The sequence below is a fragment of the Rhodococcus sp. IEGM 1241 genome, assembly GCF_033142365.1.
GTDB classification, from domain to species: Bacteria; Actinomycetota; Actinomycetes; order Mycobacteriales; family Mycobacteriaceae; genus Rhodococcus_F; species Rhodococcus_F erythropolis.
Window position 1 is genome coordinate 1,082,814 of record NZ_JAWLSE010000001.1, and the last position, 25,433, is coordinate 1,108,246.

The window sequence follows — 25,433 nt, forward strand, 5'->3', positions numbered from 1 at the left end:
ACGGAGCTGCACAACCTTCGGGTGGATGCAGCGCAGCGTGTTCGGAGAGAACCTTCATGAGCAACTATCGCGTCGTGGCAACGGAGGATGTTGTCGCAATCCAACAGCTGTACGGCCACCAGAGTCATTGCATAGACTCTGGGCGCCAGCAGGATTGGGCGCAGACATTCACGGCCAACGGTGAATTTCATTCACCCAGTTATCCGGAACCCGTGGTCGGTTTCGGCGACCTTGCAGCGTTTGCTGCTCGCTTTTACGCTGCTGCGGAAGCCGTCGACGAGGTGCATCGGCACGTTCTGACCAATCTCGTAGTCGAGGCGGTGGACGAGAGTGCTCTCGCAGTGCGCGGGTACCTGCAGATAGTTGCCACCGCTCGCGGCGGCGAATCGCGACTGGTGCGGATGACGACTGTCGATGACCGCGTGGTTCGGGTCGGTGAGGAATGGAAGATCGCCCGCCGCACCGTCTCCCGAGACGACGCACCTCGAGTGTCCGAACAAGGCTGAAGTACCGAAAAGTTTCTTGCACAACAATATTCAGTAGGAGAAGTACATCATGACCGAAAGCTCTGACCAGACGAACCCGGGCCGCACCGTTGTGACGCAGATGTCGGCGGTGTACCCGGAGTTGGCAGGCAAGGTCGCAGTGGTGACCGGCGCGGCTCAGGGTATGGGTGCGACGTTCGCCGAAGGGCTGGCAACACGCGGCGTACATGTCGTCGGTGCCGACATCAACGAAGAGCAGATGCTCGCCACGGCCGCACGAATCAATACGGACCTGGAATCGAATGCACTGGCGGACAAGCCGGGTCGCGTCGTTGGAGCTCGGGTCGACGTCACCAAGCCGGACGAGCACGAACTGCTTGCGCAGTTGGCGTTGAAGGAGTTCGGCCGGGTCGATTTCTGGATCAACAATGCGGGTATCTTCCCGTTTGCGCTGGCCGAGGAGATCACCCCGGAGCAGATCGGCGCAACGCTGAGTGTCAATGTCGAAGGAGTGCTCTACGGTGCTCAGGCAGCGGCACGCCACCTCGGTCCCGGCGGCGCCATCGTCAACATGTCCTCGGTATCTGCGCTGCGTGTGCGGAAGGGGAGAGGCGCTTACTGCACGTCGAAAGCTGCCGTCGCGCACCTCACTGAGTCGCTCGCAGTGGAGTTCGGAGACAAGGGTATTCGGGTGAACTCCATTGCGCCCGGCTACATCGACACGGCGATGACGAAGTGGGTCCAGGAAGATCCGATCGCGCTCGCGAACGCACTCGACGCGGTACCGCTGCATCGTCTGGGCTCGCCCGAAGAGGTCTTCGGGCCGCTGCTGTTCCTGCTCTCGGACAGCGCGCGCTACGTCACCGGGCACAGCATTGCGGTGGACGGTGGTTCGCGGCATGTCTGAGTCCACGAAATATCCCGGCGTCGTTCTCGTTACCGGCGGTGCTGCCGGGATGGGAGCGCATCACGCGCGCACTCTCGCCGCGCGCGGTTCGCATGTCTGCATTGCCGATGTTTCGGATTCATCCGGCGTGGTCGACGACATTGTCTCCGCCGGCGGATCGGCGTCCGCTCATCTTCTCGACGTCACCGATGCCGATGCCTGGGACCGGGTTGTCGACGAAATTCTTACTACACGTGGGGAACTCGGCGGACTGGTCAACAACGCCGGCATCTCGCGTCGGCTCGAATTCATGGACACCCCGAACGACATCTGGGAACTGACCATGAAGATCAACCTCTTCGGTCCGTTCAACGGTATGAAGGCGGTGGCGCCGCTGATGCGCGAGAGTGGTGGCGGATCGATCGTCAACATCTCGTCCATCGCCGGTCAGATCGGATACTTCTCTCCGGCTTACTCGTCGAGTAAGTGGGGTTTGACCGGTCTGTCGAAGTCGGCCGCAGGAAACTTCGCGCAGTGGGGGATTCGCGTCAACTCTGTGCACCCGGGACTGGTCGGTACGGCGCTGCTCGGCGGCGCAAACGACTTCGTCGCCGCGTCACTGAAGTCGGTTCCCTTCGGACGCATGGGAACTCTCGACGAGATCACCGAAGCAGTGCTGTTCCTGCTCTCGAACAGTTCGACCTACACCACCGGTACGGAGCTCACCGTCGACGGCGGGTTGGTGTCGAACGGTCTTTACCACCGCATCATCGCGGAGACTGGAGAACTTTCATGACCGAGCACTGGGACGTCGTTGTCATCGGTGGCGGTGGAGCAGGTCTCGCGGCCGCGGTGTCCGCGGCAGAAGAAGGCGCATCCGTTCTGCTGTTCGAGTCCGAAACCGAACTCGGTGGATCCACTGCGCTGTCGGCCGGAATCTTCACGGCCGCCGGAACAAGCGTGCAAGCCGGCCTCGGCGTCGACGACTCGGCAGAGAAGTTCTTCCAGCACTACATGGACCTCAACCAGTGGATGCTCTCGCCCGGATTGATTCGTGCGTTCTGCGAAAATGCCGGTCCGACACTGGAATGGCTTATCGGGCTCGGCGTCGAGATTCCAGCGGCGATCTCGGGTAACGCCCACCAACCGGGCCTCGCCCAGGCCGGCGTCGAGGACGTCTGGCGCGGCCATGTGCCCAAGGATCAGGGATACGGACTGATTCAGGTGCTGGACAAGGCTCGTCGTAAGCACGGGATCGAGGTCATCTTCGGAACACGGGTGCAGAAGCTGATCGAGGAAGACGGTCGGGTTGTCGGTGTTGTCGCCGACGACATCGAGGTACGTGCGGGCGCCGTCGTTGTTGCTTCCGGTGGATTCGCGCAAGATCCGGGCTTGGTGGCGCGCCACTTCCCGGACGCGAACAAGGCCGGAGACGCCTTGTTCGTCGTCGCAGCCGAGGGGAGTCGCGGAGACCATCTTCGTTTTGCCGAAAACCTCGGTGCTTCCGTGGCGGGCGACGGCTGGGGTCTGATGCTGCCCACGGTCTACTTCCAGCGATTCCATCACTGGCAGGCCGGTTTTCCGCCGAAGTCGCGGATCTACGTCAACCAGGACGGCCGTCGATTCATGGACGAGGACAGCTCGTACGCCGTCTCGACCGGCATCATCGACCATCAGGGTGGATACGGTTGGATGATCTTCGACGAAAACGCTCGCGTGAATCTGGCTCCGGGATATGCGGATTGGAATCCCGAACGCGTCGAGGAAGAAGTTGCCGCCGGTGGCACGATTCGCGCGGATACGATCGAAGACCTCGCAGTGGCTACGGGTGTTCCGGTTGCGACGTTGACGCAAACCCTGCGTCGATGGAACGACCAACTGCCCAGCGGTCACGACGACGACTTCCTCCGTCATCGCACGCTGCGAAACAAGGGTGCCGTCGGCAACCCGGATCCTATTGCGACAGCTCCGTTCTATGCCGCGAAAATCCTTCCGGCGGAGCTCGTATGCACGCACGCGGGAATGGAGATCAACACCGATGCGGCCGTACTCGGCAGCACCGGAGTACCTATCGAGGGTCTGTACGCGGCCGGTGAGGCCGGCGCCGGAATCCTCGGACTGAGATACGTGGGCGGCGGCAATGCAGTTGCCAACGCTTTGACCATGGGCCGCGTAGCGGGACGTAATGCGGCGAATTACACCAGGACCAGCGCTGAGAGCGCACCGGTCCATTCCATCGCGCACTCCTGACGTCCGACGTCTGCGCGGCACCGAATCCAGTCAGTATCCAATCCAGGCAGGGAACAACATGTCAGAGAATGAGACCATGGCGAGAGCCGAATCCACCGAGGGCAGCAGCGTGGCAACCGAACGACAGTCGACGACGAAGGTAATTCGCGCGGCCATCGTCGGTACCGTCGTCGAGTACTACGACTTCGGTATCTACGGATACATGGCCACGACAATCGCCGCGCTGTTCTTCGTTTCCCACGACCCGAACGCAGCACTGCTCGGTACCTTTGCAGCATTTGCCGTGGCCTTCTTCCTACGCGTGCCCGGCGGAATCTTCTTCGGCCACATCGGCGACAAGTACGGCCGAAAGAATGCTCTCTCCTGGACCATCCTTCTGATGGTTCTGGCGACAGCAGGCATGGGCCTGCTGCCGACGTACGCCACGTTGGGTGTGTGGGCCACGTCCATCCTCGTTCTGGCTCGTTGCCTGCAGGGCTTCGCGGCCGGCGGTGAACTCGGCGGTGCCAACGCGTTTGTCTCCGAGTCCGCTCCCAAGCGGTGGCGTGCGACGCAGACCTCGATGGTCAATACCGGCACCTACCTGGGTTCGCTGGCTGCTTCGCTCATGGCCCTCGGCCTGACGTCGGTATTCTCGCAAGAGCAGATCCTCGAGTGGGCGTGGCGTATCCCGTTCCTGCTCAGCCTGCTGATCGGTGGCATCGGTATCTGGATCCGTAGCCAGATGGAAGACACTCCTCAGTTCGAGGAACTGCAGGACAAGGGTGAGACCAAGAAGCTTCCCATCCGTGAGCTGCTCAGCACCTCCGGTGGCAGCGTCGTCAAGATCATCCTGCTGGGCGCACTCATCACCGGTGGCTACTACATCGCCTCGGTGTATGCCGCAACGTACCTGCAGACCACCGGCGGTCACTCGTCGCGCGTTGCCTTCCTTTCCACTTCTCTTGCGCTGGTTCTCGGCGTCATCACGTTGCCGATCTCGGGATACATGGCAGACAAGTACGGGCGTCGGCCGGTGCTGTTCGCCGGTAGTGCCGCCGCAGTGGTTCTCGGAATCCCGATGTTCATGATGATGGCCGGTTCTGGTATCTGGCAGGCGGTTGTCGGTCAGTCGGTGCTCTTCATCTGCGTTTCCGTTGTCAACGGTGCTTCGTACGTGACCTATGTCGAAATGCTGAAAGCATCTGTGCGGTACAGCGGTCTGGCCTTGGGTAACAACGTCACCAACATGTTCCTCGGTGGCACCGCGCCCTTCATCGCCACCTATCTCATCAGCTTGACCGGTAACTCTCTCGCCCCGGCCGGATACTTCGTGTTCTGTGCCGTGATCACCCTCGTCACGGTCTTCTTCATCAAGGAGACCAAGGGCGTTGAACTGCAGGTTGATTGATCACCTCGGGAGAACAGGAGACGGGCTGTGTCCCTCGCTGACAAGCAAGAAATCACCGAAGTTCTGTATCGCTACGCTCGGGCCGTCGATCGGAAAGATTTCGAGAGCGTAGCCTTCTGCTACTTCGACGACGCGATAGACAACCACGGTGGTTACATCGGAACTGTCGACGGGCTCATCGAAGACATGAAGTTCAGGCACAAGACGATCGACTCGTCGATTCACTGCATCTCCAACGTACTGATCGACGTCAACGGCGATGTCGCTCAGTGTGAGTCGTACTGTTTGTGTTTTCTGCGGCAGGAGCGTTCCGGTACGGATTCGGTGCAGACGCTTGCCACGATCAAGTGCCGTTACGTCGACAGGTTCGAAAGGCGCCGTGGTGAGTGGCGAATCGCCGATCGGATCGTGGTGTTCGACGAATCCCGTGAAGACGTGATCGAAAACGTTCTGCCCACTGACTGGGTGACCCAACGCCGATCCTTCGACGATCCTGTGTACACCAGGACGCCTTGACCAGTAGTGCAGACGAAGGCCTTCACACACGATGTGTGTGAAGGCCTTTCGCCTGTTCACTGGTCGTGTCAGCCCACTGCGTCCGGTGCGGCGACCTCGGTCAAACGGCCGTCCGAGAGCCTGAGCCAGCGTTCGACCTTGACCTCGGCCAGGAATCTCTCGTCGTGGCTGACCACCACGAACGCCCCCTGATATGCATTCAGGGCACTTTCGAGTTGAGCAACGCTCACCAAGTCGAGGTTGTTGGTCGGCTCGTCGAGAAGAAGCAATTGCGGGGCCGGATCGGCGAAGAGAACGCATGCCAACGTAGCCCGCAGCCGTTCACCGCCCGAGAGTGCAGCGACGGGTAGGTGAGCACCCGCACCCCGAAAGAGGAAGCGCGCCAGGATGTTCATGCGTTCCGGGGCCGGAAGGCCTGGAGCCGACAATGCAAAGTTCTCGGCGACGGTGCGTGCGGGGTCGAGTAGGTCGAGCCTCTGCGACAGATATGCCACCCGGCCGTCGGCTCGCTTGACCTCACCGGAAGTCGGCGCAACATCCCCGTTGACGATGCGAAGTAGCGTCGACTTTCCGACGCCGTTCGGCCCGGTCAACGCGATACGCTCCGGTCCTCGAATGGCCAGGTCAATGCCGGGGTCGGCGAAGATCTCACGATCGCCGAACGCGAATTGCATTCGCTCACCAAGGAACACCATGCGTCCAGCGGGTACGTGAGTGCCTGGCAGTTCGAGCGAAATCGTCTGGTCGTCTCGAAGAGCGCGGCCCGCTCTGTCGAGTCGGTCCTTTGCCGCGTCGACCCGGGCGAGGTGTGTCTCGTTCGCCTTGCCGGCCGACTCCTGAGCATTGCGCTTCATGGTCCCCGCAAAGATCTTGGGCAAGCCCGCGTTCCCGAGATTGCGGGCAGCGTTACTTGCGCGTCGTGAAGCGCGTTCTCGGGCCTGCTGCAGTTCGCGTTTCTCGCGTTTGACGTCCTGCTCGGCGTTGCGGATGTTCTTCTCCGCCACTTCGCGAGCCGAGCGTGCCGCAGCTTCGTAGTCGGTGAAATTGCCACCGTAGAAGCTGATCTCGCCGCTGTGAAGTTCGGCGATGCGGTCCATACGGTCGAGTAGTCCCCGATCGTGGCTGACTACCAACAGACAGCCACTCCAGTCGTCGAGAACGTCGTAAAGTCTGCGGCGCGCGTCAAGGTCGAGATTGTTGGTGGGTTCGTCGAGGAGAAGGACATCGGGGCGTCGCAGGAGTTGAGCTACCAGTCCGAGCGAGACGACCTGCCCGCCGCTCAGAGTGTCGAGACGACGATCGAACGTCATGTCGGCCAACCCGAGTCGACCGAGTTGGGCTCGGGTCCGCTCTTCGACGTCCCAGTCGGACCCGATTGTGGTGAAGTGTTCTTCTCGTGTGTCTCCGGATTCGACAGCGTCCAGCGCAGCGAGCGTCGGGGCGATGCCCAAGACCTCGGCAACGGTCAGATCGCCCGTCAGTGGAAGGTCTTGCGGAAGGTATCCGAGAATGCCGTCGACGGACACACTGCCGGCGCGTGGGCGGAGTTGACCGGCGATCAATCTGAGCAGAGTGCTTTTCCCGACGCCGTTCTGGGCAACCAGCCCGGTTCGGCCACCGGGCACGGTGAAGGACAATACGTCGAAGACCGGAGTGTCGTCCGGCCAGGCAAAAGACAGATTCGAGCAAACGATGTAGGTATCGGACATGAATAGACCTCAGGTGTCGTGCGGGCGCGGCAACGCTGCTCCGCAAAAAGTCGGGTAAGTGAACGACAACATGGCCACTACGGCAGCGCTCCGAGGCGTCTGCCGGTGGCCGTCATGCCCGGTTTTATCCGGAGATGTCGAGTTCACCAACCATGTCTGATCCTTTTTGGTCTGTGTCGTTTCATCCGACGATAACAGGAGCCGGTATTTACATACGAGCAATACCGGCGCAGAGAAGTTCGACCAGTCTTCGGTACACCCGATCCGGGTCGGTGCCGGCCGGTTGACCCTCTACCGATTCGAGGATGCAGAAACCGTGCAGCGCGCTACGAAGAGACCACGCCGCCTGCTCCGAATCATCCGGGCTCAGACCGTATCCCGCGATCACCTTGTTGATGACGTCTACCACCTCGCCGACGGCGGAGACCAGATCGGGATGCGGAGCAGTGGGGTAGCGGTCGGTGATGGCGTAGAGCCCGGGGTGCACCCGGACGAAGGCACGCCATGCGTCTGCGAGCGCCATGACGGCGTCGTCGCGCGAGAGACCAACCGCGGCGACACGCAGTTGTTCGGCGAGAAGGTTGCGTGCGAGGAGGCTGAGTTGATGGTGGACGTCGTCGACCCCGTCGACGTGTTTGTACAGGGCTGACTGCCGGACGTCGAGGGTCTCGGCGAGTTGACTCAGTACCAGAGCGTCGGCGCCTTTGCTGTCGACCAGGTCGGCTGCGGCAGCGATCACGCGTTCACGGGTAACCGGAGTTCTCATGCACGCATCTTCCCTGTATGACCGACTTTGCGTCGGTGATACATTATCACCATGAGTGATGAAGTATCGCCACGCGTGCCGTCCGGCGATCAACTACGCCGACGTGACCTGCGCGTAGTCGTCACCGGTGCATGCATCCTCGGGTTGACCTCGGTGCTCTATGAACTCTCAGGAGTGTCTCCGTCGACGGGTGCCTTCTTTCGGTGTCTCTATGCGCTCATCCCTCTCGGCATACTCGTGCTCGTTCAGCGTCGTCGGTCATCCCGGCCTTCGATCTCGGCGCCCTGGATCGTGAAGTCTTTGCTTGCCGGCGCGTTCCTCGGAATCGATCTGGTGCTCTGGCACGAGTCGATTCATTCGATCGGGGCAGGTCTTTCGACTGTGATCCTGAATTTGCAAGTGCTGTTCGTCGCAATCCTCGGCTACGTTGTTCTGCGCCAACGGATCGGCCGGGAACTGGTCGCCAGCCTTCCGTTGCTCTTCGTCGGAGTTGCTCTGGTAGCCGGGACGAGCACAACGCTCACGGGGTCGAATCCTGCTGTCGGAGTGTCGTTTGCCGTGATCGCCGCAGGCGCCTACGCGGTCTACATCTTCCTGATGGGTCTGGCTACTCGGGCGGCGGGTAGAACGGCTCTGCCGATGTTCGTCTCGACGGGAGCCACTGCCCTCACTGCAGGTGTATACGGCCTCGTGAGTGGAACTTTGGATCTGACCCCTTCGCTCGTAGCTCAAGGCTGGCTTGTGCTGCTCGCGTTGGTATCTCAGGTGATCGGGTGGCTCCTGGTGGCAAGCGCCAGTCAGCGTCTGCCTGCCAGTGCAGTCGCCGCCAGCCTGGTGTTGCAATCGGCGTCGGCACTGCTGTTCGGCGCGGTGATGCTTGCGCAGACCCCAACACTCGTCCAACTTGCGGGTGCCGGAATGATTTTGGCCGGAGTGGTTGTGGCGACGCGGATACCTGCGAAGAAGTCCTCGACGACTGTAGTCGGAAAACGAATGGAGACAAGCGTATGACAACGGTGGCTGACCACATCTACATCAACGGCGAGATCAGGACCATGGACGGTGCTGTCAGCGATAACGCGACCGCTGTGGCCGTCAAGGACGGCAGATTTGTCGCTCTCGGAACTGACGCCGAGATCTCGGCGCTGACCGATTCCGAAACCTCCGTTGTCGATCTCGCCGGAGCGGTGATTGTTCCGGGGTTCATCGAGACGCACCTTCATCCGATGATGTGGGGTTTGATGCTCAGTGGGGTCGACGCAACGACGAGTGCGTGCCCGACCATCGAGCAGTTGATCACGGCGTTGGCCGCGCGGGCCGCGATCACACCAGTTGGCGAGCCCATAGAAGCGTGGGGCTTCGACGACAGCCTCGTGGCGGAGGATCGAGGTCTGACCGCAGCTGATCTGGACAAGGCATCCACCGAGCATCCGATTCTGGTGCGGCACTTGTCTGCTCACGGGATCTATGTCAACTCGGTCGCACTGGAGAAGGCCGGGATCGATGCCACCACGGTCGATCCGGAGGGTGGTGTCATCGTTCGGGACAGCGCCGGTGTACCCACCGGTGAACTGTGCGAGGTTCCGGCAATGTCTCTGGTACACGGACTTGTTCCGGATATGAACCCGGATGCGTCCAAGATCGCGATGCTGCGGGCGCAGGAAGTCATGGCTTCGGTGGGCGTGACAAGTTTTCACGACATGTACGTCACAGCCGAGATGTACGAGGCGTACCGACAACTGGACGCTGATGGTGAACTGCGTCTGCGTGCGCGCCTCTACCTCGGCCACGGGGTGCACGATCAATTGGGTGAACTCGCCGATTCGACAGACCGAGTTCGTGTGGGCGGCGTCAAACTCATTTCGGACGGGTCGATTCAGTTGCACACCGCTGCCCTGACCGAGCCGTACCACGATCTGGGTGGATGCCACTGCGGCGGAATGGCAATCCCGGCAGGTGCACTCGGGGCGCTGGTCGAGGAACATCACGCTGCCGGCCGGCAGGTTGCGATTCATACCAACGGTGATCAAGCCATCGATTTTGCACTGGACGCAATTGCAGCGGCACGGACGGCACACCCGGACGTCGAAGTTTCGCATCGACTCGAGCACGTTCAGACGTTGCGGGAAGATCAGATCGTGCGGATGGTCGAACTCGGGGCGGTGGCGTCGATCTTCGTGAACCACGTCTACTACTGGGGCGACCGGCACCGTGATCGGTTCCTCGGACCGGTTCGTGGCGAGCGGATCAGCCCCGTGGCGTCGGTCGTGGCGGCGGGGCTTGCCTACGCGCTGCATTGCGACTGCCCTGTCACTCCCGTGAACCCGCTCTTCACGATGAACACAGCCGTACACCGTGTGACGCGAGAAGGTCATGTTCTGGGTGCAGAGCAACGGGTTTCCGCGTCCGATGCGTTGGCCGGTTACACAAGCGCTGCCGCCCGTCTCACCGGTGAGTCATCGGACAAAGGTCGGATAGCGGTGGGACTTTTGGCGGATTTTGTTGTGCTCGACGGAGATCCGTTGCGGAGCGCTTCTCAGGAATTGAACGAACTGTCGGTCCTGCGCACGGTTGTCGGCGGTGAGACCGTCTTCGAGGTGTAGGGCCTCCGCCTTAGTTGTTGCTCGATTGTCGCTGCTTTCGAAGTAGCGGCAGTCGAGCGATTTCCAAAACAAACCAAAAGTTTGTAGAACCTGTTTCAGTTCATTTTCGGACCTCAAAGACCATCTGGACGAAGGTTACTTCAGCAAACGGGTTGCAACAAAGCGCTAGGTTTTTCCAATAGTCCAGGTGAGAGGCGATTCTGTAGTCAAGTTCAGGTTTCAACAATCTTCTGGACATTCGACCAGCTTTTCGCCAAAAATTACTGATACGTGTGGTAAAAATCTAAACGACGCAAGCGGACGTCGACAGCACGAGAGAGGAATGGCCCGTTCGCAAGAACGGCTCGCAATCTTTCCGCAACACGCTCTCGCTCTGCACTTACCGCTACGACCCCTCACTGACCACGGATGAACGAAACCCTCTGCCCGTACCAGGGCGCACATGACTGGATCCGACCAGCTTTCTCACCCTGCAAGCTCCCCGCCACGGGGACCAGACGAAAAGAGTGTTCTCCATGAACAAGGCAACCAAGGGCGCAGTCGCGGCCGGTGCAGCAGCACTTCTCCTCGCCGGTGGCGCGGGAACCATGGCGGCGTGGAACGCAAACGCGCCGATGACCGGCGGAACGATCACCGCAGGTCATCTGACTCTCAGCGCTGACCCCTCTGCTCTGCCGAGTTGGACCGTCACCAATGGGGCAACAACGGAAACCAATGTCGACATCGCGACCTATCGCGTTTCTCCCGGTGACAAGATCACCTACACAGGCAAGGTAAAGGTCGGTATCGACGGTAAGAATCTCAAGGCTCAAGTTGTTGCCGACACGACCACGATTACCGGCTCGTTGGCTACTGCCCTGACAACCACGACCTCAACCACCCTCGCTGGGCAGCCGCTCACTCAGCTGACTGAAGCCAACGACGGCACGACAGTTGACGTTGTTGTGACCTTCGACTTCCCCAAGGGCACAGTGTTGCCTGACAACACAGCCAACAACGCCAGCCAGGACCAGTCGGCAAGCCTGGCGAACTTCAACGTCAAGCTTGAACAGGTCTAAGGCTTGCGTAAGCACTACCGTTGGTGGGCAACTGCCGCCGCGCTGGTCATCGGACTGATCTTTGTATCGGTGCAGCAGACCAGCGCGCGGTGGACGGCCGCTGAAACACTGTCCGGTGGCACGATCCAGTCCGGGATCCTCGACCTGACGGTGGGCAGTGCCGGTAGCGGCCAGAGCAGTTACGACTTCACTGCTCTGGGCGCCACCGGTATGTTCCCCAACGCATATGCACAGGCTCCGTTGACAGTTCACAACTCCGGTAGCGTTCCGCTCATTTATCGGATCCAGGACGTCACGCAGTCTTCCGCTGATGTTCCGCTCTCACTCGCGGTGACGCCGGTGACTTCCGAAGCCGGCTGCCCTGCCCAAGGTGCAGCTTCCGGCACCGCGATCTACGACGGACCCATGGTCGGTGCTCAGGTACCGACAGCTCCAGGATGGCGCACGGTCGCTGCCGGCGGTACCGATATCTTGTGCCTGCGTGGCACTGTCGGTGCTGACGTTGCGTCTGGTGTCTCGACGAGTGTGCAATTCTCATTCGAAGCGGAGTCGGTATGACGCACGCAGTGAAGGGTACTGATCAGAGAACCGGTGCTTGGTGGTGGATCCGCAATATCGTCTCGTGGGCTCTGCTGCTGGGTATTCTGGCGATTCTGTTGTCGACGGTCGTTGTTCCACGTTTGACGGGGTCGACGCCCTTCACTGTGTTGACAGGTTCGATGCAGCCCACCTATCCACCCGGCACCCTTATCGTGGTGAAACCGCAGGACGCTGCCCAATTGCGGGCAGGTGATGCGATCACCTACCAAATCGAGTCGGGGAAGCCCGATGTGGTTACGCACCGAATCACGATGGTGCGACTCAACTCCGCCGGTGATCTCACCTTCGTCACACAAGGCGATGCAAATCCGATAGCGGATCAGAATCCCGTTGTACCGGAGCAGATTCGCGGCAAGGTGTGGTACAGCGTGCCGTACATCGGGTACGTATACAACGCCATCACGGGGCAGATGCGCTCGGTGATGCTGACGGTTGTCGTCGGCGCACTGTCGATCTATGCCGTGTTCATGTTCGTCGGATCGGTCCGTGACCGTACCCGGCGACGTTCTGCGTCTACAGACCCCCAACCTTCCGAACCGAGTGCGCCGGCGCCTCGAGTTGAGCAGCAAGAAAGGCACAGCCATGTCTAAGCACGAGGAGCAGCAGGCGCCCGCCTCGCTCGGTACACGTCTGATCAGGGGCGCAACCAGCGGCCGCGCACGCGCGATCATGTCGGTGGGAATTGTCCTGGGTCTCGGTGCCGTAGGCACGATGGCTGCTTGGAGTGACAATGCCAGTGCCACTTCGGGTGTCTTCAGTACCGGAACGATGGATCTGCAAATTAACGACGATCAGGGAAGTCCGTCATACGGATTCACCACGCTGACGAAATCAGGCATGGTTCCCGGCAACAGCATCAGCGCTATGCTCCCCGTTCAGAACAAGGGCACCTCCGCGTTCAGTTACACGATGTCTGCAACTGCCAGCGCGTCCACGCTTGCGCCTCTGATGAAGGTTGCGGTTTACAGCGAGGGAGCAGCGACCAATGCCAACAACGTCGGCACATGCTCCGGCACTTTGATCGAGACCTCGAAGCCGTTTACGTCCGGCGGCACCGTTAACGTAATTGCGGCGCCTCGCCCGCTGGCTGCGTCGACCGGTGTCGAGAATTTATGCTTCTTGGTCACTTTGGATCCTGCAGCCACAGTTGACGTTCAGAATCAGACGGTGAGCGCGACATTCAACTTCAATGCAGCGACGGTCTGAGGCAGCTATGAGTAGTCATGGAGTTGCGTCGGGTGTTTCTCGTGGACGGACCAGTCGTGAAATCGCGCTTACGGTCGGTGCACTCGCTGGTTTGATCTGTGTGCTGTTCGCTGCCGGATCGATGCTGTTCGGAATCAAACCGCTCGTTTTTCGATCAGGTTCGATGTCTCCGGAGATCACAACCGGGTCGCTGGCATTGTCAAGAACCGTTCCCGCAGTTGACGTATCAGTCGGCGACATAGTGAGTGTCGTCAACGATCAGGGCGTGAGGGTCTCGCACCGGGTGCACGAGATCGACTCGGTGGCTGGAAACTCCGCAGTCTTAACCTTGAAAGGCGATGCCAACCGCGAACCCGATATCACGCCGTACACCGTCACCGAGGTTGATCGAATCTTCTTCAGCATCGGAGGATTTGGCTACGCCGTGGCCTGGCTTTCCGGTCCGCTTGCCATCTTCCTGGGCGGTGCGTTTGTCGGTGGCCTCTTGGCAATCGCGTTCAAGTCGTCAACCAAGAGCGATGACGACAATGACGGCGGGCGAACCAGGCCAGTATCGACTGCACTTCGAGATGACCCGGAATCGGACGAATCGCAAACTAGAATACTGGCAGCTGTGCCTTTAAAATCGCTAATGGTCGTCGGAGCCGTGGCCCTTACCGCGTTCGGCGCGACACAGACAGCGGGCACCAGCGCTGCATTCACGGACACGGCGAAGGCGACTAGTTCGCTGGGGGCCGGATACTTCCCGGCACCGCGGGTAGGTGCAGTCAGTTGTTCGAATGTGAATCTCTCCTGGCCTCACTACGCTGCAAGGATCAGTTGGGCGCATGTCGCTGCCCCACTCAGCTATCGAGTTGTTGTCCGTCGTGACAATGGTTCAGTCCAAACGACGATCAATGTGAGCGCAGGTTCGACACCGGTGGGTGGAACGCTGACGGCGCAGATCGGGGACTCGCAGGTTGGCGACCACACTGGGTGGTATTACACAGCTGAGGTCTACACGATCAACAACGGTGTCCAGTCGTTGCAGTGGAGAGGCTATGGCCTCAAACAGCCAACCATTTGGAATGTGGAGTGCACCGGTGCCGTCAATGCGGCTGCCTTGCAGGGAGATGCGGCGCGGGGCGCCGCACCCACAACCACGACGGCTGCCGAGACCACCACGTCGAGTGCACCGACAACGACAGGCACGTCGACGACGGCTCCCACTACGGCTGACGTGACAACCACGACCGGTCCCACCACAACAACGGAGGCCTCGACCAGCACTACGACTCAGTCGACAACTCCGACAACGACAACGGATGAAACCACGACAACCAGCACGACCACGAAGGAAGTGCCGGTGGCATTGGGTGCGGCGGAGACATCGCTGACCGGGTACAGCGCAGCGTTGATGCAGGACGGTGCCAGCGTCGCGGTGGTGGTCACCGACAGTTCGGGTACGGCGGTGTCGAGCACACCGGTGAGCGCCACGGCGACCGTGATGTGGCAGTCCGACGCAGACGACCTGTGGATCGTGGACGGCCCCAACGTTTATCGAGTCAATGCCGCAACGGGTGTCGCGGAGAAGAACCCCTCCGGCGAAGCTCCCGCAGAGATCGCTGCCTGGATCGACGGGCAGAAGTGATGAATAAAGAACAGAGGGAATTCGGGGACGGGAGAGTTCGGATGAATGATCGTATCGTTCCCGCAAGTCGATGGAACGCGAGACGTACCAGAATGATCGGGGTATCGCTGGTCGTACTCGGCGGAGCGGCATTCCTGACGGGCTGTGCTGATACCGGCTCGCTGGGTTCCTCAGGCGGCGGCAAGCCCACCACGACCACTTCCGTTCCGGCTACGACTACCCCTGTCGTGACTACTCCGGTCGAATCCGGTTCGTTGGCGCTGAAAACCGTCACTGCACCAACATGGACGGATCAGAACGGTCCGATCGATCTTTCGACAATGGTTGTCGTGCCGGGCGACGTTCTGACCTATCACGCCAGTTTCGCGTTGGAGATCAAGGGAACTGAAATGAAGGCAAAGCTGTCGACCAGTGATCTGGGTGTCTCCGGCGGAGATGCTCTGGTTGCCCAGCTGAAGCCGGTCACGGAAGTCAAGCTCGATGGTGTACCAGTGCCGGTCGGTGCGGACGGAACTGTGGTCAGTACGTCGAAGGACGGCAAGATCGTCGATGTGGCAATACGTTTCACCTTCGACAAGGATTCGGCGACAGCGTTGTCAATGGATCAGTCGTTGAACTTGGCGCGATTCGACGTGAATCTGGTGCAGATACCTGCATGATAAGGCGCGGTCGACGCCAGAGTAATAGCTGTTCAGAAGTGAGGCCGGGTAGCAGATTTGCTACCCGGCCTCACTTTGTGAATTGTTGTAGGGGGCGGTTATCCGATGAATGTGACCGACTTGCCGAGCGATCCGACATCAAGCGATCCGGAGCTGGCAGATCCGGTCTTTACTGATCCGGTGTCGAGTGAACCGAAGCTCGCCGACCCCAAATTCAGGGAACCGAAATCGAGTGATCCGGTTCCGCCGGGCGTGACGGGTGTATCGGTGGAATCAAGCGTGAGGTCCACACTCCAGTTCGGCGTAATACTGCCGTTCTGCGACGAATTCCCTGCCTCGAAGGGCATTCCGATGACGAAGGCAACCTTGGCACTTTGGCCCGGTGCGAGGTGGACCGAGTTCAACTGGGTCCCTGGTGTGGCGGCATTGCCGGTGACGGTGAGCGGATTGCCGGCGACGCCGTTTACGTCGACACGAAGGAAGGCTTCCATGCCGTCGCTGATTTCGTAATCTCCGACGTAGAAGTGTGCCTCACCTGCGCGGTCCGATGCGTTTCGGACGTAAAATGTGGTTGTGTTGGTCCCACCCGGGATGAGTATGTCTGTGCTCCAGACGATTTTGGAAGTATCTCCCCAGGTCGAGTGGTCTGCGGAGTACTCGATGATTCCACTCTCACCGTCCGCTGCGTGAGCGAGCGACGGCATCAGCGCTCCGCCCACCAGTGCAAGCACGAGGGCCGTGAGTATCCCAATGACTGTGCTCCATAGCGCACCAGGCTTTCGAGATGAGTAACTGATAGTTTTCATAACTCCGAATTCTAGTCGGACAAACGTCCGAGCGTGGCGAGTTGTGAGAGCTAACTGTATGTTGTGCAACAATTTTCGGAAGTCTGACGAATCTACTGGGAGGCAGCTGAAAATGAACTGTGATCGGAGCGGATGTGAGCCGCAGATTGGGAGCGCGGATAGCTGGTTGATCGCTTGTCGAGTGGGTTTCGATGCCGGCTATGCGGGGTAAAGGATTCTCATCTGCAATGGCTTCAGTCGCTGTGGAGATGTCGATTCGGCATTTGGTATTTCTTGCAGATTCAGCTATCTTACTGCAAAGTAAGTTTGGTGTCGGCAATCGATCGGGGCGATTGCCGACCTGAGTACGAGGACCGATATGCGCGTGAACCTGGGGGCTGTAGTTCGGCGACGTCGTTGGGCGCGAGACGTATTGGCAGCCACGGCGGCATGTGCGCTGGCGATGTCCGCGTTGCTGTCGGTCCAGACATCAGCCTCGGCGTCCGAACTGGACGAGTACGTGAATTTGCCTTTGGTGAATCGGAATGCCGAACACGGTCCGGGCGGTGTCCATCCCGCTTTGCCGACTGATCTCGGCACCTTGCAAGCCCTTGTGGAAGAAGCCCGCGCCAGTGGTCGCAGTCCGGAATCCTATGCGGCCTTGCTGTTTCAGTATCGATTGGTCGCTGCCACGGAAGCCGCCGGAATCGATCTCTCATCGTGGAATCCGCGCGCCGGAGTGTCGGCTAATCGCACGAACCTGGTGAAGTCGTACCGCTTCTACGAGGATCTGCAACTCGGTCACCCGGAATTGCAGTGGGCGGGCATGGGCGGACAGGTAGGCGCAGACTTCGGCGGGGGATTGATCGACTTCGAACTGATGGCGGACGTGTACTCGTTTCCGAATCTGCAGCAGGTTGCCAATTCGATAGTTTCTCAGGTCACGGATCAGGTTGGCGTGCAAGCGCTGAACCAATTGCCGGCAGGGCTGCGCGCACTCGCGGCGGTGGGCAGGAACGTCACGGCGGACGACTTGGATTATGCGCTGGGGATGATCCTGGTGATGCAGAAGAACATCTTCTCGGATCTGATGCCGATGCATCAGGCATACGTGGATGAAGGGCTTCCCGCACTGGAGGAAATGCAGAGTGCCGGACTATTCGGCAAGGATGTCATGGACGCCTGGCGTGATGTCGCGTCCGGCGATCCGGATCGAATTGCACTGGGGAACGCGGCGCTGCTCCAGCGTGAGCAAGGGGTGATCATCCGCGACCAGTGGGATACCGTGCGCGCCTACAAAGGTGATGTGGGAGAAGCGATCACCTACGCATCGACCGTTGCCGGCTCGCCCTCGGTCGCCGGCGTGGTCCCGCCTCGCTCGTTCCGGCCCCTCGAGTTCACGACGACACTTGCCGACGGACGCACCGCGAACGTGACGATGCCACTGCCGGATTGGAACTGGTCGGTGTACGAGGACCGGTGGGACTACATCACCTCACAGCTATTGCCGAAGTACCGAGCGATGGTCGAAGAAGATTGGCCACGGCTCGTAGCCACATTGAGTGTTCCCTACGAAATTCAATTGGAGAGCCACCGCCCGATGATGACCCTCCCACAAACTCTCGAATCGGCCCTCTCCAGTTTGAAAGTGACGGTTCAGTGATGTCGTCGGCCACATTCCGAAGGTTGGCGCCGCTGGTGGCGCTGACCGTTGCGCTGGTCCTGCCAGCAACGGCTGGAGCTGAGGTGCCGGACAGTGATGTCCCGAAAGACGTGCAAACTCCTGTATCCGAGGAGTTTCGGACCGACACCCCAACTCTGGGAGAGGTATTCAACGGGTTCACCGTCGGTGCTCTCAGTTCAGGGGAGTTCGCATCCGAAGAGGAGATCTTCACTGCACTCACCGCCGATGATCCGTTTTACGACGAGCCGGTGTTGACCGGCGCCGAGCGTCCCGGTGATCTCCTGAAGTCGAAGAAGGTGGATGTACTGTTCACCGGATACAAACCGGGACAGCTCGACGCCTACAAGATCATGTATGTCACAACCGGAATCGACGGTTCGACGCCGGTAGTGAGCACTGGAATCATGATGATCCCGATCGACGGAACGCCGACGTCGGAGAAGAAGATCATCAGCTATCAGGAGGCCAACGACAGCGTCGGCGGCAACTGTCATCCGAGTTCACACTGGACCGGCGGCGATCCGCTGGACGGCGCCTCCTGGTCGGCCTTGGGTCCACTGGCGCTGATGTTCGGAAAAAGCTATGCCGTAGTGATTTCCGACGTCGGGAACAACGGAGACCGTGATCCCCACGGTGTCTTCGCGGGTAAGTTCGCCGGGCACGCCCAGTTGGATGCAGTGCGCGCAGCATTTCAGCTGCAGGATTCCGAGCTGAATCCGGAGGCGGAGATTGCGTTGTTCGGAATCGCTGGTGGTGGAGTCGGTTCGGCATTCGCCGCAGAATCTGCGCAGTCCTACGCGCCGGAACTCGATATCGTCTCGACAGTCCTCGAGGGCATGGTGATCAAGCCCCGAACATTCATGGAGACAACAGATTCCTCGGTCGGCGCGGGCTTCGGATTTGCGACGCTCCTCGGTCTCGAACCGTGGTATCCCGAGATGAAGTTGAACGACAAGCTCAATCCCGTGGGCCGAGTGATTGCCGACGTGTACCGGGGTGAGTGCCAGATGCCGGCGTACTTCACGCTTCCGTTCGTACCGTTGGCAAGCCTTTTCGCGCCGGGAATCGATCCGATCACAGAACCCAGCTTCCAGCGTGCGTACGACGACAACGTATTGGGCCACGGCGCTCCGGCGTCGAAGGTATTGATAACTTCGTGCGCAAAGGACGACTCCCCGATGTCACTTGTACCGGCAGCCGATGCGCGAGAACTGGCGGACACGTACAGAAGCAGAGGGACGGACGTGAGCTATCAGCCCACCGACTGCAGTATGGATCGCGCAGTCGCGGATCCATACGGTTGGGGGACAGACCTGTTCGGAATGCAGACAATCGATTGGATTGCCCACAATTTCGACAACTGAGTGAAACTATCCGGTGACAGCGAGACGCAAACTCTGATGGCGGCGTACGAACATGCTGGGGACCCAACGTGGCGGGAATTCGGAATCGACTGTGACATGCGAACTGTTTTCGAGAAGTACGGCGATGGCGGTTTTTGCTTCCAGCCTGGCCAGCGCGGCCCCGACACAGAAATGTGCTCCCTTGCCGAAGGCGAAATGCGCTCGGAGATTGGCCCGGTCGAGGTTCATCGCGTGTGGCTCGGCGAACGACTCCGGGTCGCGGTTCGCCGAGCCCCACAGCAGTATGAGATGACTGCCGGCGGGTAGCGCAACTCCGCCGAGGTTTGTGTCCGCATTGACATGTCGGTGGTGTCCGCGAAAAGGCGACTCGAGTCTGAGCGTCTCCTCCAGGAATGCGCTCACGAGTAGAGGGTCCTCGCGCAGCTGCGTCTGTATCTCGGGGCGCTCGGCGAGTAGCCGAGCAGAGTTGGCGATCAGTCCGGCGGTCGATTCGCCACCTGCACCGACGAGTTGCACCAGCATCAGAACGGCCACGTCTTCGCTGAGTTCGCCTGCGTCACAGCAACGGACGAGGTCTCCGAGTAGATCGTCGACCGGGTTTGTCCGCGCCTCACGAAACTTGCTGTAGAGGTACCCGGTGAGTTCGGCCGCCGAGGTGACGACGTCCGTAAACCGTTCCGCCGTCACGATGCCGCTGAGAAGTTCGGTGCTGTCGTAAGACCACGCCAGCAATTGGGGGACGTCGGCTGTCGGCAAGCCGATCAGTGCGGCAACCATCTGCAGTGGGAGGGTGTCCGCTATCGACGTGACCCAGTCGATGTGGCGACCGTCGAAGCCGTTGTCCCACAACTGCTGCGTGTACCCGAGCATCGTCGGCTCGAGTGCTCGTATGCGTTTGGCGACCAGTGTCGGCAGGACAAGTTTGCGATGGTGCTGATGGTCGGGTTCGTCGGCGGTCGCGAGGACATGAGCGGCTTGCCCGCCGCCGTTCATGTCGAACGTCACGGCCGATCCGTCCGGTGTTCGAACCAGTACGCCGGTGAGGTTGGAGGAGAAGTCCTCGGTACGGGAAACGGCTTCGGTGACCAGTTCCCACGTCGACACCAGATAGAAGTCGGTATCGGGTATTCGATACACGGGGTGCTCGCGCCGGAGTACGTCGTAGAGCGGGTAAGGGTCGTCGATATTCGACGGGAGGAAGGGGTTGATGTCCAGCGTCGGTGGTGTCACGAATGGAAGATTTCACGGCCGTCGAGGAGAAGTCAACAGGTGGAAAATGCCTCTGAACTGGCATTTTGAGAAAATCTCACGCACTTCAACCCCCTCGTACTTCTCCCAGGTCAGAGGCTCGCGGCCTTCCGTAGCCTTGAGATTTCTGATTGAATCTGTCTCAGAGTGAGACGAGGTGACGGAGAGTGACCGGTGCAAACGAGCGCCGCGCCGCCGACTGGTTGGCCGGCGGTAACCGCCGTGAACTCGCAACCGAGCGCATCTTCGCGGCTGCAGCAGAGCTGATTCGAGAACAGGGATTCGATCGGTTCAATGCCGACGACGTCGCTTCCCGCGCAGGCTGTTCGCGGGCGACGCTCTACCGCTACGTGGGTGGCAAGTCCGCGATCCGTGAGGGGCTGTTGTCGCGAGGTGCGGCGTCCGTGGCGAGCCAGGTTGCGGCTGCCGTCGAATCACTGCGCGGCGACGAGCGGATCGTGGAGTCGATCCTCGTCGCCGTCGACGCGATCAGAGCCGACGCCGCCATGAGCCATGGCCTTGCGGCGGCGCGGGCCAACGGTATAGACGAGTATCTCGTGTCTTCTTCGTTGCTGCCGCGTACTGCACTCGAACTTGCTGGATTGGATCCCGAAGGTCAACAGTCGCAGTGGGTGGTTCGGATCGTGTTGATGCTGTTGGCGTGGCCTCTAGCAGACAGGGCCGCCGAACGACGGATGGTCGAGTCGTTCGTCAGCTCCTGAGGCTGCCGCGTCAGCGAGTGCCCACGGGTCTGTCGCCGACTATCGAGATTCGATCCATCACTCTGCGGGCGGGGAAGTAGTCGCTGGCCGCGTAGTGCTGACAAGTTCGGTTGTCCCAGAATGCAATCGTATTCGTCCGCCACTTGAGTCGTACTTGGAACTCGGGACGATGTACGTGTCGGTAGAGCAGGGTGAGTAGCTCGTCGGACTCGGCTTCGGACACCCCGACGATCCTCTGGGTGAAGCTGAGATTGACGAAGAGAACCTTTCGGCCGGTCTCGGGAATCACTCTCACCACCGGATGTCGAACCGCCGGGAACTGTGGACGCAACTTCGCCACCGTCGACGGATCCATGTGCTTGCCGAACGAATTGATCCAATCATGCTCGGCAACAAGCTGGTCGATGCGTTCTTTGATGCCCTCTGGGAGTAGCTCGTATGCCGCTCCGGTATCGGCCCACAAGGTATCGCCTCCGACCGGGGGTACCTCGACTGCGCGCAATACCGCTGCGAACGAGGGGAATTCGTGCCAACTGACGTCGTTGTGCCAGTTGTTCTCGACCCCGCCGGTCATCGCATCTTTTGCAAGTGTGACTATGTCGGCTTCGCTTTGACCGGGTTGGGTGTACTTGAAAAACGGATGCTGTTCCAGTGAGCCCCATCGACTCGCGAAATCTCGGTGTTCGCTGCGATCGATAGTTTGATCGCGGAAGAAGAGTACTTTCCATTCGAGTAGCGCTCGGCGAAGTTCCGACATCGTCTCATCCGAGAGTTGGCCACTCAGTTGGATTCCCGAGATTTCTGCACCGATGGTAGGCGTCGTCGGAGTGAGTGTGAAACGTGTGTACGGCAACACTTCGAATCCCTCCGCGGTGCGAGAGGCCACGAGCGGCCCGTAGGCGGCGAGTGGATCGGTTGCTACCGGATAGATCTGTCCGCTCACGAATGCCGTCATGTCCGTCATCCTTACTCGTTCGGGTGGGGTCTTTCGCCACGGTAAGGCAATATCCTTAAATGTGTCAAGGGTGAGTGAAAAGTATGGTTGCATTATTGAGAATTAACTTTATGATCTGAATCAGATGGTCTGCGGCAGATTTGATGGTTCGAAACACTGATCCGTTGGACACTAATCCTAGGAGTGGACGAGTATGGAAACACGTGTCGAGTACACGGAACTATTCATCGGCGGTGCATGGGTGACGCCGTCCGGTAGTGGAGTCATCGAGGTGATGTCGCCGCACACGGAGCGCGTGATCGGTTCGGTCCCAGCGGCGTCGACGGCGGACGTCGACCGCGCAGTGGAGATCGCGAGGGCGGCATTCGATTCCGGGGAGTGGGCACAGACACCTCTTGCTGATCGCATCGCGGTCGTCACTCGCATCAAGGACGCGATCTTCGCCAGGAGTGAGGAATTCGCAGCGCTGATCTCGCGGCAGAACGGTGCTCCGGCCAGTTCGGCGATGCGCACGCAGGTGTTGGGAGCCGTTGCGGCCTACGGCGCGGCGTGTGCCGTTGCGGCGCAGTTCCCGTTCGAAGAGTCGCGTGCGGGCGTCGGCGGCCCGATGTTGATCCGTCACGAACCGGTGGGTGTCGTGGCCGCAATCGTTCCGTGGAACGTGCCACAGTTGGTGATCGCTGCGAAACTTGCTCCGGCACTCTTGAGTGGATGCGCGGTGATCTTGAAACCGGCTCCGGAGACGCCGCTCGATTCGAACTTGCTGGCCGAGATCTGTTCACAGGCAGGGCTTCCAAAGGGAGTGCTGACCGTCTTGCCTGCCGAACGAGACGTGAGCGCTTATCTGGTTGCCCACCCCGGAATCGACAAGGTGGCCTTCACCGGTTCGGTGCCAGCAGGTAAGGCGATCATGGCCGCTGCGGCGGCGAATCTCACGCGGGTGACCCTCGAACTCGGTGGCAAGTCGGCTGCGATAGTCCTCGAAGACGCAGATGTCGATCAGGCGCTGCCCAATATCTTGGCCGGATCGTTCGCCAACAGCGGTCAAGCCTGCGTCGCGCTGACGCGTATTTTGTTGCCCGTCAGCAGGTATGACGAGATCGCGGGGAAGTTCGCTGCCGCAGTCGCGGCGATGAAGGTCGGCGATCCTACCGATCCGGCGACTGTGATCGGCCCGATGACAAGTGCGGCGCAGCAGCGACGAGTGCTCGACTATGTCGGAATCGGCGAGGCAGAGGGTGCGAAGATCTTGACGGGAGGGTCTGTTCCGGAGGGGCTTTCGACGGGCTGGTACGTCGAACCCACGGTCTTCGGCAACGTCGACAACTCCATGCGGATTGCTCGCGAGGAAATCTTCGGGCCGGTCGTCTGCCTGATTCCTTTCGAAGACGAAGCCCACGCAATCGCGATTGCCAACGATTCCGATCTAGGACTCTCCGGAGCGGTCTGGACCGCGGACACTGAGCACGGCGTCGAGGTGGCACGGCAGATTCGCACCGGCACCTTCTCGGTCAACTGCCAACGATTCGACGTCGTTGGTCCCTTCGGCGGTTACAAGAATTCGGGAGTGGGGCGCGAATTCGGCCCGGAAGGTCTGGCGGCGTACCTCGAAGCCAAGAGCATCTTCCTCCCTGCTTGATCAGGCGAAATCACAAAGATTCAGCCCCACTTCGATTGTCGAGGTGGGGCCGAATCAGCTTGAGTCAAATGCCAATGTCCTTGGCGATGATCGTCTTCATCACTTCACTCGAACCCGCATAGATTCGGTTGACCCGTGTGTCCGCATACAGACGAGAGATCGGGTACTCACGCATGTAGCCGTATCCGCCGTGTAGTTGCAGGCACTTGTCGATGACTCGGCCGGCCATTTCAGTACAGAAGAGCTTGATCCTCGCGGCGTCCGCGACGGTCAGCTCGCGGATCTCGTCCAGATCGAGTGCGCGGTCGACCGCAGCTTGCGCGGCCGCGACTTCTGCCGAGCATTCTGCCAAGACGAATTTCGTGTTCTGGAACTGAGCCACGGGGGTGCCGAAGACCTCGCGCTCCTTGACGTATGCGGTCGCGAACTCGATTGCTGCGCTCGCATTCGCGTAAGACCCCACGGCGGCGCCGAGTCGTTCCCGGACGAGATTTCGGGTGAGGTAGCCGAACCCGGCACCTTCCTCGCCGAGGAGGTTCTCGATCGGCACGTGGACATCGGTGAACGACAGTTCTGCGGTGTCCTGCGCTCGCAGCCCCAACTTCTCGAGCTTGCGACCGACGCTGAAGCCTTCCGACGTGGTGTCGACGCAGAGAATCGACAGACCAGCGCGGCGGTCCGCATCGCCTGCAGGACTGGTGCGGGCGACCACGAGAATCAAGTCGGCCTGCACTCCGCCGGTGATGAACGTCTTGGATCCGTTGAGCACGTAGTGGCTGCCGTCACCGGACAGTTTCGCAGTTGTCTTGATCCCGGCAAGGTCGGAACCGGCGCCCGGTTCCGTCATCGCGATGGCGGTCATCAGTTCACCGGAGAGGAAACCGGGAAGCCACCGCGCTTTCTGTTCGTCGTTGCCGTACTCGACCAGATAGGGAAGGACGAGGCACGTGTGGACGACGTCGGCGCCGAAAGTGACCCCTGCCCGTGCGGTCTCCTCACGGATCACTGCCTGATACTTGAAGCTCGTCTCCCCGCCGCCGCCGTATTCCTCGGGTAGCTCGATTCCGAATATTCCGAGGTCACCCAACTGCCGATACAGTGACCGGGGAACCATGCCGGCTTCCTCCCATTCTGCGAAGTGTGGGACGACCTCACGGGCGATGAACGTCCGAATCATGTGACGGAACGTATCGTGATCGCTGTTGTAGACGGTTCGTTGCACGTGATTCTCCTTGGGCTCGGTACCCTGAAGTCAGGTGTCCGGTTCTGAGGTGAGGT

Annotated in this window: 24 protein-coding genes; 18 read left to right on the forward strand and 6 right to left on the reverse strand. The window is 60.2% G+C overall.

From position 1 onward, the window contains the following. The first annotated feature begins 56 nt into the window (after positions 1–56). The 6 genes from R4P70_RS05190 (at position 57) to R4P70_RS05215 (ending at position 5,527) form a co-directional block, all read left to right on the forward strand. Positions 57–506, forward strand: a complete 450-nt coding sequence (locus tag R4P70_RS05190; protein WP_021345469.1) for a nuclear transport factor 2 family protein — start codon at positions 57–59, stop codon at positions 504–506. Between the two features lie 49 nt (positions 507–555). After that, positions 556–1,392: an SDR family NAD(P)-dependent oxidoreductase gene (locus R4P70_RS05195; RefSeq protein ID WP_007731420.1), complete on the forward strand. Its 837-nt coding sequence runs from the start codon at positions 556–558 to the stop codon at positions 1,390–1,392. Beyond that, the gene (locus R4P70_RS05200) at positions 1,385–2,167 is read left to right on the forward strand and encodes an SDR family NAD(P)-dependent oxidoreductase (protein WP_317830484.1); all 783 of its coding nucleotides are present in this window, start codon (positions 1,385–1,387) and stop codon (positions 2,165–2,167) included. Before R4P70_RS05195 ends, R4P70_RS05200 begins: the two co-directional genes overlap by 8 nt. Then, positions 2,164–3,621 (forward strand): FAD-dependent oxidoreductase, encoded by a 1,458-nt coding sequence (locus R4P70_RS05205; RefSeq protein WP_317830485.1) that lies wholly within the window; start codon positions 2,164–2,166, stop codon positions 3,619–3,621. Before R4P70_RS05200 ends, R4P70_RS05205 begins: the two co-directional genes overlap by 4 nt. Before the next feature lie 76 nt (positions 3,622–3,697). Next, complete coding sequence (locus R4P70_RS05210) at positions 3,698–5,011, forward strand: MFS transporter (protein WP_007731424.1); 1,314 nt, start codon at positions 3,698–3,700, stop codon at positions 5,009–5,011. Between the two features lie 27 nt (positions 5,012–5,038). After that, entirely contained in the window at positions 5,039–5,527 is a 489-nt protein-coding gene (locus R4P70_RS05215) for a nuclear transport factor 2 family protein (RefSeq protein ID WP_317830486.1), read from the forward strand. 68 nt (positions 5,528–5,595) lie between these two features. Here R4P70_RS05215 and R4P70_RS05220 read toward each other — a convergent pair whose 3' ends face one another. Together R4P70_RS05220 and R4P70_RS05225 are read right to left on the reverse strand one after the other, a co-directional pair. Further along, positions 5,596–7,236, reverse strand: coding sequence for an ABC-F family ATP-binding cassette domain-containing protein (locus tag R4P70_RS05220; protein ID WP_317830487.1), 1,641 nt, complete (start codon positions 7,234–7,236; stop codon positions 5,596–5,598). Between the two features lie 208 nt (positions 7,237–7,444). Continuing rightward, complete coding sequence (locus tag R4P70_RS05225; protein ID WP_317830488.1) at positions 7,445–8,002, reverse strand: TetR-like C-terminal domain-containing protein; 558 nt, start codon at positions 8,000–8,002, stop codon at positions 7,445–7,447. Between the two features lie 51 nt (positions 8,003–8,053). Between R4P70_RS05225 and R4P70_RS05230 the strand changes: the two genes are divergently transcribed. The 8 genes from R4P70_RS05230 (at position 8,054) to R4P70_RS05265 (ending at position 15,758) form a co-directional block, all read left to right on the forward strand. Continuing rightward, positions 8,054–9,013 carry a DMT family transporter gene (locus R4P70_RS05230; RefSeq protein WP_070386419.1) on the forward strand — a complete coding sequence of 320 codons (960 nt, stop codon included), beginning with the start codon at positions 8,054–8,056 and terminating at the stop codon, positions 9,011–9,013. Next, complete coding sequence (locus tag R4P70_RS05235; protein WP_317830489.1) at positions 9,010–10,605, forward strand: amidohydrolase; 1,596 nt, start codon at positions 9,010–9,012, stop codon at positions 10,603–10,605. Before R4P70_RS05230 ends, R4P70_RS05235 begins: the two co-directional genes overlap by 4 nt. Before the next feature lie 515 nt (positions 10,606–11,120). Then, positions 11,121–11,663, forward strand: a complete 543-nt coding sequence (locus tag R4P70_RS05240) for an alternate-type signal peptide domain-containing protein (RefSeq protein WP_200316635.1) — start codon at positions 11,121–11,123, stop codon at positions 11,661–11,663. A gap of 3 nt (positions 11,664–11,666) precedes the next feature. Next, positions 11,667–12,221, forward strand: a complete 555-nt coding sequence (locus R4P70_RS05245; protein ID WP_317830490.1) for a hypothetical protein — start codon at positions 11,667–11,669, stop codon at positions 12,219–12,221. Next, entirely contained in the window at positions 12,218–12,853 is a 636-nt protein-coding gene (locus R4P70_RS05250) for a signal peptidase I (RefSeq protein ID WP_317830491.1), read from the forward strand. The genes R4P70_RS05245 and R4P70_RS05250 overlap by 4 nt, the downstream gene beginning before the upstream one ends. Next, the gene (locus R4P70_RS05255) at positions 12,846–13,469 is read left to right on the forward strand and encodes a SipW-dependent-type signal peptide-containing protein (RefSeq protein WP_317830492.1); all 624 of its coding nucleotides are present in this window, start codon (positions 12,846–12,848) and stop codon (positions 13,467–13,469) included. Before R4P70_RS05250 ends, R4P70_RS05255 begins: the two co-directional genes overlap by 8 nt. 7 nt (positions 13,470–13,476) lie before the next feature. Beyond that, on the forward strand, positions 13,477–15,099 hold the full coding sequence (locus R4P70_RS05260) for a hypothetical protein (RefSeq protein WP_317830493.1): 1,623 nt from the start codon (positions 13,477–13,479) through the stop codon (positions 15,097–15,099). 41 nt (positions 15,100–15,140) lie between these two features. Continuing rightward, positions 15,141–15,758: an alternate-type signal peptide domain-containing protein gene (locus R4P70_RS05265; RefSeq protein ID WP_158024815.1), complete on the forward strand. Its 618-nt coding sequence runs from the start codon at positions 15,141–15,143 to the stop codon at positions 15,756–15,758. A 98-nt stretch (positions 15,759–15,856) separates the two neighbouring features. Here R4P70_RS05265 and R4P70_RS05270 read toward each other — a convergent pair whose 3' ends face one another. Beyond that, a complete protein-coding gene (locus R4P70_RS05270; protein WP_317830494.1) occupies positions 15,857–16,489 on the reverse strand; it encodes a hypothetical protein in 633 nt (210 codons plus the stop codon). 433 nt (positions 16,490–16,922) lie between these two features. On the opposite strand from R4P70_RS05270, the gene R4P70_RS05275 reads away from it, so the two are divergent. Both R4P70_RS05275 and R4P70_RS05280 read left to right on the forward strand, forming a co-directional pair. Continuing rightward, positions 16,923–18,206, forward strand: coding sequence for a hypothetical protein (locus R4P70_RS05275; protein ID WP_317830495.1), 1,284 nt, complete (start codon positions 16,923–16,925; stop codon positions 18,204–18,206). Beyond that, entirely contained in the window at positions 18,206–19,591 is a 1,386-nt protein-coding gene (locus R4P70_RS05280) for a lipase family protein (protein WP_411742457.1), read from the forward strand. The genes R4P70_RS05275 and R4P70_RS05280 overlap by 1 nt, the downstream gene beginning before the upstream one ends. 6 nt (positions 19,592–19,597) lie before the next feature. On the opposite strand, the gene R4P70_RS05285 is transcribed toward R4P70_RS05280, so the two are convergent. Then, on the reverse strand, positions 19,598–20,821 hold the full coding sequence (locus tag R4P70_RS05285) for a cytochrome P450 (protein WP_317830497.1): 1,224 nt from the start codon (positions 20,819–20,821) through the stop codon (positions 19,598–19,600). Positions 20,822–21,006: 185 nt separating this feature from the next. On the opposite strand from R4P70_RS05285, the gene R4P70_RS05290 reads away from it, so the two are divergent. Beyond that, positions 21,007–21,561, forward strand: coding sequence for a TetR/AcrR family transcriptional regulator (locus R4P70_RS05290; protein ID WP_133727048.1), 555 nt, complete (start codon positions 21,007–21,009; stop codon positions 21,559–21,561). 10 nt (positions 21,562–21,571) lie between these two features. Here R4P70_RS05290 and R4P70_RS05295 read toward each other — a convergent pair whose 3' ends face one another. Beyond that, on the reverse strand, positions 21,572–22,525 hold the full coding sequence (locus R4P70_RS05295) for a TauD/TfdA dioxygenase family protein (protein ID WP_019745186.1): 954 nt from the start codon (positions 22,523–22,525) through the stop codon (positions 21,572–21,574). A 184-nt stretch (positions 22,526–22,709) separates the two neighbouring features. On the opposite strand from R4P70_RS05295, the gene R4P70_RS05300 reads away from it, so the two are divergent. Continuing rightward, positions 22,710–24,155 (forward strand): aldehyde dehydrogenase, encoded by a 1,446-nt coding sequence (locus R4P70_RS05300; RefSeq protein WP_317830498.1) that lies wholly within the window; start codon positions 22,710–22,712, stop codon positions 24,153–24,155. Between the two features lie 64 nt (positions 24,156–24,219). On the opposite strand, the gene R4P70_RS05305 is transcribed toward R4P70_RS05300, so the two are convergent. Continuing rightward, a complete protein-coding gene (locus R4P70_RS05305) occupies positions 24,220–25,377 on the reverse strand; it encodes an acyl-CoA dehydrogenase family protein (RefSeq protein ID WP_084324860.1) in 1,158 nt (385 codons plus the stop codon). Positions 25,378–25,433: the final 56 nt, after the last annotated feature.